General features: G+C 62.9%; 11 protein-coding genes. 4 read left to right on the top strand and 7 right to left on the bottom strand.

Annotated elements, in window-relative coordinates:
• Positions 1-198 precede the first annotated feature (198 nt).
• On the top strand, positions 199-1,569 hold the full coding sequence (locus tag LG30_RS0100070) for an alanine/glycine:cation symporter family protein (protein ID WP_033128668.1): 1,371 nt from the start codon (positions 199-201) through the stop codon (positions 1,567-1,569).
• A gap of 208 nt (positions 1,570-1,777) precedes the next feature.
• Here the strand turns inward: LG30_RS0100070 and LG30_RS0100065 are convergent, their stop codons facing one another.
• Positions 1,778-2,473, bottom strand: a complete 696-nt coding sequence (locus LG30_RS0100065) for a lipoyl protein ligase domain-containing protein (protein ID WP_033128667.1) — start codon at positions 2,471-2,473, stop codon at positions 1,778-1,780.
• A 90-nt stretch (positions 2,474-2,563) separates the two neighbouring features.
• Positions 2,564-3,964, bottom strand: a complete 1,401-nt coding sequence (locus LG30_RS0100060) for a nucleobase:cation symporter-2 family protein (RefSeq protein WP_033128666.1) — start codon at positions 3,962-3,964, stop codon at positions 2,564-2,566.
• A gap of 245 nt (positions 3,965-4,209) precedes the next feature.
• Between LG30_RS0100060 and LG30_RS0100055 the strand changes: the two genes are divergently transcribed.
• Complete coding sequence (locus LG30_RS0100055; protein WP_033128665.1) at positions 4,210-5,340, top strand: GGDEF domain-containing protein; 1,131 nt, start codon at positions 4,210-4,212, stop codon at positions 5,338-5,340.
• Between the two features lie 94 nt (positions 5,341-5,434).
• Here the strand turns inward: LG30_RS0100055 and LG30_RS0100050 are convergent, their stop codons facing one another.
• Positions 5,435-5,683, bottom strand: a complete 249-nt coding sequence (locus LG30_RS0100050; RefSeq protein WP_033128664.1) for a DUF2498 family protein — start codon at positions 5,681-5,683, stop codon at positions 5,435-5,437.
• A 120-nt stretch (positions 5,684-5,803) separates the two neighbouring features.
• Entirely contained in the window at positions 5,804-7,183 is a 1,380-nt protein-coding gene (locus LG30_RS0100045; RefSeq protein WP_033128663.1) for an MATE family efflux transporter, read from the bottom strand.
• A 120-nt stretch (positions 7,184-7,303) separates the two neighbouring features.
• Here LG30_RS0100045 and LG30_RS0100040 point away from each other — a divergent pair, with 120 nt between their 5' ends.
• Positions 7,304-8,161, top strand: a complete 858-nt coding sequence (locus LG30_RS0100040; RefSeq protein ID WP_033128662.1) for a helix-turn-helix transcriptional regulator — start codon at positions 7,304-7,306, stop codon at positions 8,159-8,161.
• Between the two features lie 55 nt (positions 8,162-8,216).
• Positions 8,217-9,914, top strand: a complete 1,698-nt coding sequence (locus LG30_RS0100035; protein ID WP_033128661.1) for an NAD-dependent malic enzyme — start codon at positions 8,217-8,219, stop codon at positions 9,912-9,914.
• An 82-nt stretch (positions 9,915-9,996) separates the two neighbouring features.
• Here LG30_RS0100035 and LG30_RS0100030 read toward each other — a convergent pair whose 3' ends face one another.
• From LG30_RS0100030 to LG30_RS0100020, 3 genes are all read right to left on the bottom strand, one after another.
• A complete protein-coding gene (locus LG30_RS0100030) occupies positions 9,997-11,064 on the bottom strand; it encodes an OmpA family protein (protein ID WP_033128660.1) in 1,068 nt (355 codons plus the stop codon).
• Between the two features lie 230 nt (positions 11,065-11,294).
• The gene (locus LG30_RS0100025; RefSeq protein ID WP_033128659.1) at positions 11,295-12,293 is read right to left on the bottom strand and encodes a porin OmpA; all 999 of its coding nucleotides are present in this window, start codon (positions 12,291-12,293) and stop codon (positions 11,295-11,297) included.
• A 433-nt stretch (positions 12,294-12,726) separates the two neighbouring features.
• On the bottom strand, positions 12,727-12,977 hold a 251-nt coding region (locus LG30_RS0100020; RefSeq protein ID WP_033128658.1), incomplete at its 5' end, for an OmpA family protein.

Below are 12,977 nucleotides of genomic sequence, written 5' to 3'. Positions count from 1 at the left end.
AGCAAGGTAAAGAGCAGCGCAGGAACCGGAGCGTATAGACATACGTGAGGATTCCGAGCAGCGCATGAGCCTTGATCACGGCCTCGCAGTAAGAGTGTGAACACGTTCTTGGCCCGCATCCGATCACCTCTGGCGATCGCGACACCTATGGGAAGATCATCCTTCTCCTCCTTAATTGTTGTTTTTTAAGGAGGATGCATGTCATCAATTCAATCGGCGTTAACCGCCATCGATAGCTTTATCTGGGGTCCGCCCCTGCTGATCCTGCTGGTCGGGACCGGTGTCTATCTCACCCTGCGTCTGGGTTTGCTTCAGGTCGTGCGCTTGCCGCTCGCCCTGCGACTGGTATTTGGTCGCGATCAGGGCCAGGGCAAGCAGGGGGATGTCTCCAGCTTCGCCGCGCTCTGCACCGCGCTCTCCGCCACCATAGGCACCGGCAACATCGTCGGGGTTGCCACCGCCATCAAGCTCGGCGGCCCGGGTGCCCTGTTCTGGATGTGGATGGCGGCCCTGTTCGGCATGGCGACCAAGTACGCCGAGTGCCTGCTGGCGGTCAAATATCGCGAGCAGGATGCCAACGGCCAGATGGCGGGCGGCCCCATGTACTATCTGGAGAAGGGGCTCGGCTCCAAGCCGCTGGCCAAGCTGTTCGCCCTGTTCGGCATAGGGGTGGCCTTCTTCGGTATTGGTACCTTCCCCCAGGTCAACGCCATCTCCGACGCCATGAGCCTCTCCTTCTCGGTGCCCCGCGAGGCGACCGCCGTGGTGCTGACGCTGATCGTGGCGCTGGTGACCCTGGGGGGCATTCAGTCCATCTCCAGCGTGTCGAGCAAGGTGGTGCCCTTCATGGCCATCTTCTACATCCTCGCCTGTGGCGGTGTGCTGGTGAACAACGCCGGCGCCTTGCCGGAGGCGGTGATGTTGGTCATCAATAGCGCCTTTACCGGCCATGCCGCCACCGGCGGCTTCGTCGGGGCCGGTATCATGCTGGCGATCCAGTCCGGGGTGGCGCGCGGTGTCTTCTCCAACGAGTCGGGGCTGGGCTCGGCCCCCATAGCCGCGGCGGCGGCCAAGACGGATTCCTGCGTGGAGCAGGGGCTGGTCTCCATGACGGGCACCTTCATCGACACCATTATCATCTGCACCATGACGGGCCTGACCCTGGTGGTGACAGGGGTGTGGAGCGGGGACCTGAGCGGTGCCGCCATGACCAGCGCCGCCTTCGCCCAGGGACTGGATGCGCAGATAGGCCAGTATCTGGTGAGCATAGGGCTGCTGTTCTTCGCCTTCACCACCATTCTCGGCTGGAACTACTACGGCGAGCGCTGCACCGAGTACCTGTTCGGGGTCAAGGCCATCAAGCCCTACCGCCTCATCTATCTGGTGCTGGTGGCGAGTGGCGCCTTCCTCCATCTGGACATGATTTGGCTGCTGGCCGACATCGTCAACGGCCTGATGGCGGTGCCGAACCTCATTGGCCTCATCGGCCTGCGCCACGTGGTGATCGCCGAGACCCGCGCCTACTTCAGCCGGGATCTGGATGCGGAGTCCGAGCCCCAGACGGCATGAGTCTCTGTTGGGATCCCATGCTGTGACAGCCGAGACCCTGGTCTATTGCTTCAGCCGGGACCAGGATACAGAGTCAGAACCCGAGCCGCAGACGGCCTGAGCCTGTCTTTGCTCCGTGCAGGAAATGACAAAGCCACGACCCCGGTCGTGGCTTTTTCGTTGGCGTCCTAGTGGTTAGCTCTCCTGCCCGTTGGAGAAGGGCAGGGGCCTAGCCGCCGATCAGCAGCACCTGCAGCCGCCGCCGGACCTGCGCCACCAGCTCCTCGGGACTGCCCTGCCAACCGATCTGCTGTGCCAGCGTGGTGGAGGTGCCGGGCAGGAAGCGCAGCTCTCCGCCCGCCAGCTCATAGAAGCGGCTCGCCATCCTGGTGCCCTCATCTACATCGCCCGCCACCAGCAGCATGGCCTGGGCCAGTACGGCGCCCTGATGATCCTGGCCCGGCGCCAGCCAGCGCTGGGCGGTACCGGTTACCTTGCGACCCCCGATCACCAGATTGTACTGGCCGTCGCAAAACGAACCGGGCACGAAGTCGTAGCCGCCCTGCAGGCCATAATCCGCCAGCAGGGTCAGCAGCGGCTCCCCCAGCAATTGGTAGTAGTGGCCAAGATCCGTGGTGGTGCGCGGCAGGATAAGCGACAGATTGAGGATGCCGGCGCCGTGGGGCACGGCGGTGCCGCCGCTGTCGCGCACATGGACGGGCCAGCCCTCGGCGGCGAGTTGCTCGCAGGCGGCCTGATAGCGGGGCAGCCGCATGTCCTTGCGGGTGACGATGAGGCACTGGGGCGCCTGCCAGAGGTGGGCGCGGGCCAGACCGTCACGGGTACAGTCCCGCAGCCACTGCTGCTCCTGGGCCAGTGTCTGATCGGGCGTGTCTGAGGGGGAGGAAAGCAGGCGATAGGGCATGAGGGCATCCTTGGGCAGAGGCTGCCAAGCACAGTACTCGCGGCAGGAGGCGAGGTAAAGCCCCGCACGGCGGGGCTTTGGTTGGGCAGGTTAGTCGTGGGCCTGGCTGCGCTTGGGCAGCAGCAGATTCATGATGATGGCGGTGAGGCCGCCGGTGGCGACGCCGTAGGAGAGCACGCTTCGGGCGAGCTCCGGCAGGTGTTGCAGCACCTCTGGCACCTGCGCCACCCCCAGTCCCATGGCGAGCGACACCGCCAGTATCATCAGGGCGCGGCGGTCGAGCTCCTCGCGGGAGATGATGCGCACCCCGGCGGCGGCTATGGTGCCGAACATGACGATAGTCGCGCCGCCGAGCACGGGCTCGGGTATTTGCTGCACCAGGCTCGCCACCGCCGGGAACAGGCCGAGCAGGGCCAGCATGGCGGCGATGAAGAGGCCGACGTGGCGGCTGGCCACCCCGGTCAGCTGGATGACGCCGTTGTTCTGGGCGAAGGTGGACATGGGGAAGGTGGAGAAGACCGCCGCCAGCATGGAGTTGACGCCGTCGGCCAGCACGCCCCCCTTGATCCGCGCCATGTAGACGGGCCCGTCCAGCGGCTCGCCGGAGATGTCCGAGGTGGCGGTCATGTCGCCGATGGCTTCCAGCGCCGTCACCACGAAGATGATGGCCAGCGGCACGAACAGCTGCCAGTCGAAGCCGAGGCCGTAGTGCAGCGGGATGGGCACCATCACCAGCGGGCCCTCGAAGGTCGGTGCGCTCACCTTGCCCAGCAGCAGGGCGGCGCCATAGCCCACCAGCATGGCGAGCATGATGGCGGAGAGGCGCAGCCAAGGGTTGCGGCTGCGCTGCAGCAACACGATGAGGCCGAGCACCAGCAGGGAGAGGAAGAGGTTGCTGTGGCTCGCGAAGCTGCCGTCGGCCAGCGCCCCGTAGCCGCCTCCCATGCTGATGAGACCGACCTTGATCAGAGTCAGGCCGATCAGCAGCACCACTATGCCGGTCACCAGCGGGGTGATGATCCGTTTGACCAGGTGCAGGAAGCGGCTCATCACGACGATGGTGAGGGCCGCCGCCAGCATGGTGCCGAACAGGGTACCCAGCAGATCCTCGGTGGGCATGGCCGCCTGCTTGAGGGCGAGGCCTGAGGCGATGATGGGACCGAGGAAGTTGAAGCTGGTGCCCTGCACCGACAGCAGGCCGGAACCGAGCGGGCCGAAGCGGCGGGTCTGGATGAAGGAGGCGATGCCGGACATGACCAGGGACATGGAGACGATATAGCGGGTGTCGGCGGCGGGGAGGCCGAGGGCATTGGCGATGATGAGGGGCGGGGTGATGATGGCGACAAACATGGCGAGCATATGCTGCAGGGCGGCGAACAGAGTCTGGGGCAGGGGCGGGACCTCTTCTATGCCGTAGACCAGTTCGCTGTGGGGTCGCCTCGGGGGATGTGCCTCTGCGACGGGGGGGCGCGCGACGGCTGCCTGTTCCATAGATACCTCAAGTTTTGTAGGGGAGGGGGAGAAAATTGGGCGCTATTGTAGTGGCTGAAATGAGGCTGACCAGCGCTAATTGAGCAGGATCATGTTTATTTCTCGATGGGTTGAAACGTTTGCGTGTGGCGATTATGATCCGCCGGTTTGTGTGAGGCCCTTCTCGTTTTTAATGGGGCGAGTGCTGATGCATCTCTGTAGTGGCGGTGTAGAATGAGCCCTCAATTGTTATGTGGAGACTCTGGATGCTGAAGCTGTCGGAGTTTTGGAGTGCCAGGGCTCACTCCGAAGATTTTACCCTGACCCGCATGGGTTTCATGACGGTGCGGCTGCGGCTGCTGACCTGTCTGCTGATGATAGGCCTCCCCGCCTGGGCGCTGGTCGATTGGCTGACCCTGCCCGGCGCCCAATTTGACGTCCTGCTCAAGGCGCGCATTTTCTGTTTGCTGGCTCTCTCCCCGCTTATCCCCTTCTCCTATCTCATCCACTTCAAGCGCGAACGGATGAAGCTGGCGCTCGGCTATCTGATGGCGGTGATGGTGCTGTTCTCCCTCGTCTGCCTGGGCAGTTTCGGGGCGGAGCAGGAGCCGCAGGCGGGTTATCTGGCCTTCCCCTATCTGCTCATCAGCCTGTTTGCCATCTTCCCCATCCCGCTCTCACTTAGTCTGCAACTGGCAGGCGGCATTTTGGTCACCATGCTGGCGGGCAACTGGTGGGTGCAGGATCAGTCACTGTGGAGCCTGCAGACCCTCAACCAGATCTGGCTGCTGGCGTTGTTCACCGTGGCCAGCGCCTGGGTGCAGTGCGGTCAGCTCAACATGCTGTTGCAGCTCTATCGGGAGTCCACCACCGACGAGCTGACAGGCATGATGAACCGCCGCCTGCTGATGAAGCGGCTGGAAAAAGCCAGGGTCACCATGATCCGCAAGCAGGCACCCTTTGCGGTCTTGTTGCTGGATCTGGACCGCTTCAAGCGGATCAACGATAACTTCGGCCATCTGGCGGGGGATGCGGTGCTCAAGGAGGTGGCGGCGACCCTGGCGGAGCAGCTGGAGCCCGGCATGGTGCTCGGGCGCTACGGCGGAGAAGAGTTTGCCGTCCTGCTGCCCAACTGCGGCGAGTTGAACAAGGCGAAACGGGTCGCCGAGCGGCTGCGCATCGCGGTGGAGGCGCGGCTGGTGAAGAGTCCCACCTCTGATGAGCTGCTGGAGGTGACGGTGAGCATAGGCCTGACCCTGGCCCGGCGCGGCGAGAGCATAGAGGATCTGTTCAATCGGGCCGACGAGTGTCTCTACCTGGCCAAGATGGCGGGGCGCAACTGCGTGGCGGGGGACAACGAGCTCCCGCCCAAGCCGGCCAACACCGACGCTGCCTGAGGGGCGGCATCCTGATGGGCGGCTCGCCGCCTGCTCGCAGCCAGAAAGAGAGATGCCACCTCAGGGGTGGCATCTTGGCAAGCAGTGCTGGCGTTTACGCCAGACGATACTTGCCTGACAGCTGCTGGGCCAGCAGCTTGAACATGTTGAACACCGCCATGGTCTTGCCGGTCGGGGTACCGTCTTCGCCGAGGAAGTATTCCCCCTTGAACACCAGGATCTCCCCCTTCTGCTCCACGGCGTCGGCACGCATGCCGTGGATGAAGTCCTCGTGCTCCTTGATGATCTTGTTGGCCATCTCCAGCAGGGCAGTCTCGGTGATCAGCTCTTTTTCTGGTTGCATGCTCGTCTCCTTAAACGACTACTGACAGGGATGCCCCCGTCGCTGATTGAAGAGGGGCCAAGCATACTGCAAAGGGGGATTTTCTGTCATTGATATGACCCCGTTTTTTGCCCCATCCCATCAGCCCATCACCAGATTTTTGAGCCAGCGGCGCTGGCGAATGCGGCGCTGCACCAGCAGCACCTTGCACAGCTCCTCCAGCAACACCACCGCCACCACCCAGGAGAGGGGCCAGCCCAGCAGGCTGACCGCCGCCCAGGCGAGCGGCAGGCCTATGCACCACATAGCGACTATGTCGATGAAGATGCTGTAGTTCACGTCCCCCCCTGAGCGCAGTACCCCGACTATGCCCACCATGTTGAACACCTTGAGCAACATGCCGAGGCACATGATGGCAAGCACCTGACCCGCCTCCCCCATCAGCTCGGGGGGCAGGTTGCCCACCCACTGCAGCAGATTGGCCTGCAGCAACCAGACCACCAGCCCCACCAGCATGGCGCCGACCGGGGCGAGCAGCAGGAACAGCTGGGAGTGTTGCCAGGCGGCATCATATTCCTCGGCCCCGAGCCGGTGACCGAGCAGGGTGGAGCAGGCCACCGCCAGCCCGAAGAACAGGGAGATGAGGATGCTCTCCAGGGTGCCGAGCGTGGTCATGATGGCCAGGGAATCGGTGCCGAGATGGGCGTAGAGGAAGCCGTAGAGCAGCATGCCGAAGGCCCAGAGCCCGTCGTGCAACAGCAGCGGCAGGGCGATCAGGGTGAAGCGCACCACCTCCTTGCGTTTGAAGGCCGCCAGCCAGTCCAGCCTGCGCGGCACCAGCCGGGGCTCCTGGCGCAGCACATAGAGCAACAAGAGCGCGGTCTGCAGCAGGCGGGCCAGAGTAGTGCCCCAGGCCGAGCCCGCGACCCCCATGGCCTCGAAGCCCAGGTTGCCGAAGATGAGGGCATAGTTGAGGATGACGTTGGCGATGATGGCAATGATGCCGATCCGGGTCGGCGCCACGGCGTTGCCCACGGAGCGCAGGGCCGCCTCCAGCGGCACCACCACGGCGGTGCAGAGGATGGTAGCGCCGGTGATCATCAAAAACTCGTCGGCAAGCGGGCGCAACACAGGATCCTGGCTGGCAAAGCCCAGCACGCTGCCCGGCGAGAACACATAGATGAGCGCAAAGGGCAGGCTCACCAGCAGGGCGCCCACCAGCGCCAGCGCCAGGGAGCGGCGCACCCCGGCCAGATCCCCCCGGCCGTAAAATTGCGCCGCCAACACCGAGACCCCGCCCGAGAGCCCCGCTATCACCAGCAGGTTGAAGAAGAAGACCCGGTTACCCAAGCCGACCGCCGCCACCTCAGTGGTACCAAGCTGGCTCACCATCATGATGTCGATGAGACCGAGCAGGGAGAACATCATGGATTGCAGCGAGACCGGCAGGGCCAGCCGCCACAACCGGGTCATGAACTCGCGGTCGGTGGTTTGTTTTAAAATCGCTTGCCAATAATTCATATCTGTTAACCGGGTTGGTAAAAGATGACACATTTCGAGGGTATGATAGGCGTGAGCCCGGGCTGACCCACTGTGAGCGACTCTCGGCTTTATTGTGCAAAACTATCCTGTTGAGGAGCCATGAGCTTTACCAGCGAATGTTTGGAAATCGCCCCCGGCTGCGATGAGCGGATGCTGGGGCGCGAGGGGCTGCCCCTGCTCGGCGAGGCGGGCATCTTCCTGACCGGTCTCTCCCAGATCCGGGATCACTACCTGATCCGCCGCAACAGACCCGAGTTTCACATCCTGATGGTGAGCCACGACGAGGGCGGCGTCCTGCTCACCGACGAAGGGGAGCAGCTCATACCGGCGGGGGCCCTGGTGTTCCTGCCCGCCGCCGTGCCGGGCGGGTTGCGCCTCGCCGGGGAGCATTGGCAGACCAGCTGGATCCTGCTGGACGACGTGCCGCGCTGGCGCCATCTGCACCGGCTTGGCCACCGCATCTGGCAGGGGGAGGAGGGGGAGCAGCTCTATCATCTGCTCAGCCTGATGCAGGGGGAGGGCGTACGCTCCCCGCTGCAGCCCCAACTGCTCAGCCTGCTGCTGGCGCTGCTGGACAGAACCTTGCAGGGGGAGGCACGCGGCACCCCGGAGCTGCGGCTGCAGGCGCTGTTTCGACGGGTGGAGGCGCGCCTGGACGAGCCCTGGAGCGCGGCCCTGCTGGCCGACCAGATGGCCTGCTCGGTGCCGCATCTGCATCGCCTCTGCCGGCAGGCATTCGGCATGGGTCCCATGGCCTGGCTCACCGGGCTTCGGATGAACAAGGCGCGCCAACTCCTGCTCTACACCAACTGGCCCTTGAGCGAGCTCGCCAGCCGGGTCGGTTACAGCGATGGGGCGAACTTTGCGAACCGTTTTCGCCGCCTCACTGGTCAGACCCCCGGCACCTTTCGTCGCCTGGGTCGCAAACCTTTTGCAACGGATGTGCAAACTCTTTGAAATTAATGGCCCAAGCCCATAGGATCGGCGGGCCACACAGTCAAGGTACAGATCCATGTTTGAAGAAGATAATAATCAGAAACGTCCTCTCTACATTCCCTACGCCGGCCCGGCCCTGCTGGAGACGCCCCTGCTCAACAAGGGCAGCGCCTTCACCAGCGAGGAGCGCAGCAGCTTCAATCTGGAAGGCCTGTTGCCCCAGAATATCGAGACCATCGAAGAGCAGGCCGTGCGGGCCTACCGCCAGTTCATGGCGTTTGGCAACGACATGGACAGACACATCTATCTGCGCAACATCCAGGATACCAACGAAACCCTGTTCTACCGTCTGCTGACCAACCACCTGACCGAGATGCTGCCGGTCATCTACACCCCGACCGTCGGCAAGGCGTGCGAGGAGTTCTCCAACATCTACCGCCGTGCCCGCGGCCTGTTCATCTCCTATCCGGACAAGGACAGGATCGATGACATGCTGCAAAACGCCACCAAGCAGAACGTCAAGGTCATCGTCGTGACCGACGGCGAGCGGATTTTGGGCCTGGGCGATCAGGGCATCGGCGGCATGGGTATCCCCATCGGCAAGCTGTCGCTCTACACCGCCTGTGGCGGCATCTCCCCCGCCTACTGCCTGCCGGTGGTGCTGGATGTGGGCACCAACAACCAGCAGTTGCTGAGCGATCCCTTCTACATGGGCTGGCGCAATCCGCGTATCTCGGGGGAGGAGTATGACGACTTCGTCGACGCCTTCATCCAGGCGGTCAAGCGCCGCTGGCCCGATATTCTGTTGCAGTTCGAGGACTTCGCCCAGGGCAACGCCACGCCGCTGCTCAACCGCTACAAGAACGAGCTGTGCTGCTTCAACGACGACATCCAGGGCACGGCCGCGGTCACCCTCGGCAGCCTCATCGCCGCCTGCAAGGCCTCCGGCGCCAAGCTCTCCGAGAAACGGGTCGCCTTCCTCGGCGCCGGTAGCGCCGGTTGTGGCATCGCCGAGCAGATAGTGGCGCAGATGAAGGCCGAAGGGCTGACGGACGCCGAGGCCCGTGGCCGGGTGTTCATGGTGGACAGGTTCGGCCTCATCACCGACAAGATCCCGAACCAGCTCCCGTTCCAGCGCAAGCTCTCCCAACCGGTGGAGCGCATTGCCGACTGGCCGGTAGGGGACAACATCTCCCTGCTGGAGGTGATGGAGCACGGTCGTCCCGATATCCTGATCGGCGTGTCGGGCCAACCGGGTCTGTTCACCGAAGAGGTGGTCAAGACCATGCACAAACACTGTGCTCGTCCCATCATCTTCCCGCTCTCCAACCCCACCTCCCGGGTGGAGGCCACCCCGGCGGATCTCATTCGCTGGACCGACGGCCAGGTGCTGGTCGCGACCGGCAGCCCCTTCGCGCCGGTGGAGCACAAGGGCAAGCGCTACGTCATCGCCCAGTGCAACAACTCCTTCATCTTCCCGGGGATCGGGCTCGGCGTCATCGCCTCCGGCGCTACCCGGGTGACCGATGCCATGCTGATGTCGGCCAGCCGGGCGCTGGCGGAGTGCTCGCCGCTAGTGAAGGGGGAGGATGGCTCCTTGCTGCCGGATCTGGCGGATATCCATCAGGTCTCCCGCTACATCGCCAAGATGGTGGCCAAGACCGCCATGCTGCAGGGCAAGGCAGTTCAGACGCCGGATGAGGTGATCGATCAGGCCATAGAGGCGAACTTCTGGCGGCCGGAATACCGGCGCTATCGTCGCACCTCCTTCTAAGAGGGCAGAGACAAAAAGCAAAAGGGATGCGCAGGCATCCCTTTTTTGTGCACGGCAGAAGTGGGTGAGGCCGGTGTGGCCCTTATTGTGCCGGTTGTTCGGCCGCCGGCTCCGTGGCCGCGGGTTCGGCGGCGGGGGCGTGGACACCCGTGACCCGTACCTCGACCCGGCGATCCGGAGCCAGGCAGTCGATGAGGGCGGCTTTCGCCTTAACGGCGTCACACTGGTTGCCGGTCACAGGGTTGCTCTCGCCATGCCCCTCGATGCTGACCTTGTCGGCGGGCAGCCCCTTGCCAATCAGGAAGTTCGCGACCGTGCTGGCACGGGCCTCGGACAGTGCCTGGTTGTTGGTATCCGAGCCGATGCGGTCGGTGTAACCCATCACCACGGCGTTGCCATCCTTGGGTTTGACGTCGGCGATCTGTTGATACAGATCCTCCAGCGCGGCCATACCCTCCGGCTTGAGCTCCGCCTTGCCGAAGGCAAACAGCACGTCCGAACTCAGGTTGAAGGTCTGATCCACGGGTGCCGGAGCCGGGGGCGGCACCACTATGGGGGCGGCGACCACGGCCGCGGCGACGGTGCGGTTGGGGTGCAGCACCAGCTCTAAGGTGGCGGTGCTGATGTCGCTGACCCAGCGCTGGGTGCCGCTGCCCACCTTGTCGTTGTCCGAGTCATCGCCCACCCGCACCATATAGCGATAGCGGGCCTGGATGTCGATCCAGTCGGTCAGCCTGGCGGTCATGCCAAGCCCGGCCAGCGGCGCCAGGTTGTCCTCGCTGCCGTTGATTGACTTGACGTGGTAGAGATAGCCGCCACCCTCGGCGAACACCGAGAAGATGTCGTTCAAGGGCAGTCGGCCCAGGATCGACAGGGTTGCCCCCTGGTTGCTGAATTTGTCCCCATTGATATCCCATTCGCCGCCGGACAGATAGCCCAGTTCGGCGCCCAGGTTTTCGGTGAAGTTATAGCCAGCGAAGGCGTTGTAGGCGGTGTCATCGTTGCTGGCGTCCTTGCTGAAGTCATCGAGGTCGTGGGCCCATGCCCAGCCCGCCCCTGCCCCGACATACCAGTCGTGAACGGGCGCCGCCTGGGTGGCGGTCGTCGCCAATGCCAATGCAATCCACACGGGTTTCAGTCTTATGTTCATCGCGTTTCCTCGTCGATGTTGGGTGTTATAGGGCTCCCAGCCCTTTGCTATGTATAGCCACCATTATGTATAGGCGATATAAGAGGTTTAACCACTTAAGTGACGAGGGCATATAGGGAATTTGTGAGGAAGCAGGCAAAGATGACATCCTGGCCTGTGCGGATGGCGGGGAAAAAGGGCGATAAAAAAAGGGGCCGAGTGGCCCCTTTGTTGGATGCGAGTTGATCAGCTTATTGCTGGACTTCCTGTACACCGGTGACGCGTACTTCGACGCGACGATCCGGGGCCAGGCAGGAGATCAGCTGAGCCTTGCCCTTGACGCCATCACACTGGGTGCCGGTGACAGGATTGGCTTCGCCACGACCCTCGATGGCGACCTTGCCAGCCGGCAGGCCTTTGCCGACCAGGAAGTCGGCCACGGTGCGGGCACGCGCTTCGGATAGCTTCAGGTTGTAGGCGTCGGAACCGATGCGGTCGGTGTAACCCACCACCACGGCGCTGCCATCTTTCGGCTGAACGTCAACAATCTGCTGATACAGGGTGTTGAGGGCGGCGGTCCCTTCCGGCTTCAGGGTAGATTTGCCGAAGGCAAACAGCACGTCCGAGCTCAGGGAGAAGTTCTTGTCGACCACGACGGGAGCCGGTTCGGCGACCACGGGGGCGACGACCGGTGCGACATAGGAGGTGCGGTTCGGGTGCATCACCAGTTCCAGGGTCGCGACGCTCATGTCGGTTTGCCAAGTCTTCTGATCATCACCCAGATCCCACATATAGCGGTAACGGGCCTGTACATCGATGAGGTCGGAGAGCTTGGCGGTCAGACCCAGGCCGGCCAGCGGCGAGGTGCCGTTGTCGCTGTCGCCGTTGCCGTTGACGTGGTTGAAATAGGCGCCACCTTCGGCAAACACGGAGAAGATGTCACCCAGCGGCAGACGGGCGATACCGGACAGGGTCGCACCCTGGGTCTTGAAGTCGACCCCGTCGACGCCGCCTTTGCCGGCGTAGAGGTAACCCAGCTCGGCGGCGAAGTTTTCGGTGAAGTTGTAACCACCGAACAGGGACAGCGCGGTGGCATCCTTGTCGGCATCCAGACCGAAGGAGTCCAGATCATGGCCATATGCCCAACCGGCACCCATACCTGTGTACCAGTCGTCGGCCGCCTGGGCGGTGGAAGTTCCCATGGCTGCAATAGCCAGAGCAATCAGGGTTGGTGCCATTTTCATTTTCATCATTTTATCCTCGTTGAGTTGCCGTGCTAGGGCGTACTGCACTCTCTTGTTATACCGATCGCAGATGACATTTCATGTTGCGAGTCCGTGAGTGAGTCACGGGCGGCTTGAATAAAAAATGGATGGTAACCTGGATTCTCATGAAGCCGTTGCTTCATGGACAACTAACCGGGCAATTAAGCACTTTTAATAGTTCATCCAATGTCTTACAAGCGTGGCTACTGTATTCTTTTGACTCAGCTTGATCAAGTTTCTGCACAGATAAGCAGCGACGGGCCTGGGGCCTGAGGGGGAGAGTGTCGGGGGCGGGAAGATGAAAAGGAGGCGGTGAGACAGAAGATGACGCCAGTGGGGCCAGCAGATCGCAAAGAGCAGACAACAAAAGGGGGATGCCGTGGCATCCCCCTTTTCGCATTATCTGAACCGAGTCAGATTACTGCTGAACTTCCTGTACGCCGGAGATGCGGACTTCTACACGACGGTCCGGGGCCAGGCAGGAGATCAGCTCGTTCTTGGCCTTGACGCCGTTGCACTTGGTGCCGGTGACAGGGTTGGCTTCGCCACGACCTTCGATGGCAACCTTGCTGGCAGCCATACCCTTGCTGACCAGGAAGTTGGCAACGGTACGGGCACGGGCTTCGGACAGCTTCTGGTTGTAAGCGTCAGAACCGATGCGGTCGGTGT

This window comes from Aeromonas aquatica (assembly GCF_000764655.1).
Lineage (GTDB): Bacteria > Pseudomonadota > Gammaproteobacteria > Enterobacterales > Aeromonadaceae > Aeromonas > Aeromonas aquatica.
This window is presented reverse-complemented; position numbering and strand designations above follow the sequence as displayed.

Coding starts and splice junctions, on each gene's coding strand:
- LG30_RS0100065 (WP_033128667.1), bottom strand. CDS start 2,473: ATGCCCTATCGCCTGCTTTCCTCCCCCTCAGACACGCCCGATCAGACA.
- LG30_RS0100070 (WP_033128668.1), top strand. CDS start 199: ATGTCATCAATTCAATCGGCGTTAACCGCCATCGATAGCTTTATCTGG.
- LG30_RS0100055 (WP_033128665.1), top strand. CDS start 4,210: ATGCTGAAGCTGTCGGAGTTTTGGAGTGCCAGGGCTCACTCCGAAGAT.
- LG30_RS0100060 (WP_033128666.1), bottom strand. CDS start 3,964: ATGGAACAGGCAGCCGTCGCGCGCCCCCCCGTCGCAGAGGCACATCCC.
- LG30_RS0100045 (WP_033128663.1), bottom strand. CDS start 7,183: ATGAATTATTGGCAAGCGATTTTAAAACAAACCACCGACCGCGAGTTC.
- LG30_RS0100030 (WP_033128660.1), bottom strand. CDS start 11,064: ATGAACATAAGACTGAAACCCGTGTGGATTGCATTGGCATTGGCGACG.
- LG30_RS0100035 (WP_033128661.1), top strand. CDS start 8,217: ATGTTTGAAGAAGATAATAATCAGAAACGTCCTCTCTACATTCCCTAC.
- LG30_RS0100050 (WP_033128664.1), bottom strand. CDS start 5,683: ATGCAACCAGAAAAAGAGCTGATCACCGAGACTGCCCTGCTGGAGATG.
- LG30_RS0100040 (WP_033128662.1), top strand. CDS start 7,304: ATGAGCTTTACCAGCGAATGTTTGGAAATCGCCCCCGGCTGCGATGAG.
- LG30_RS0100025 (WP_033128659.1), bottom strand. CDS start 12,293: ATGAAAATGAAAATGGCACCAACCCTGATTGCTCTGGCTATTGCAGCC.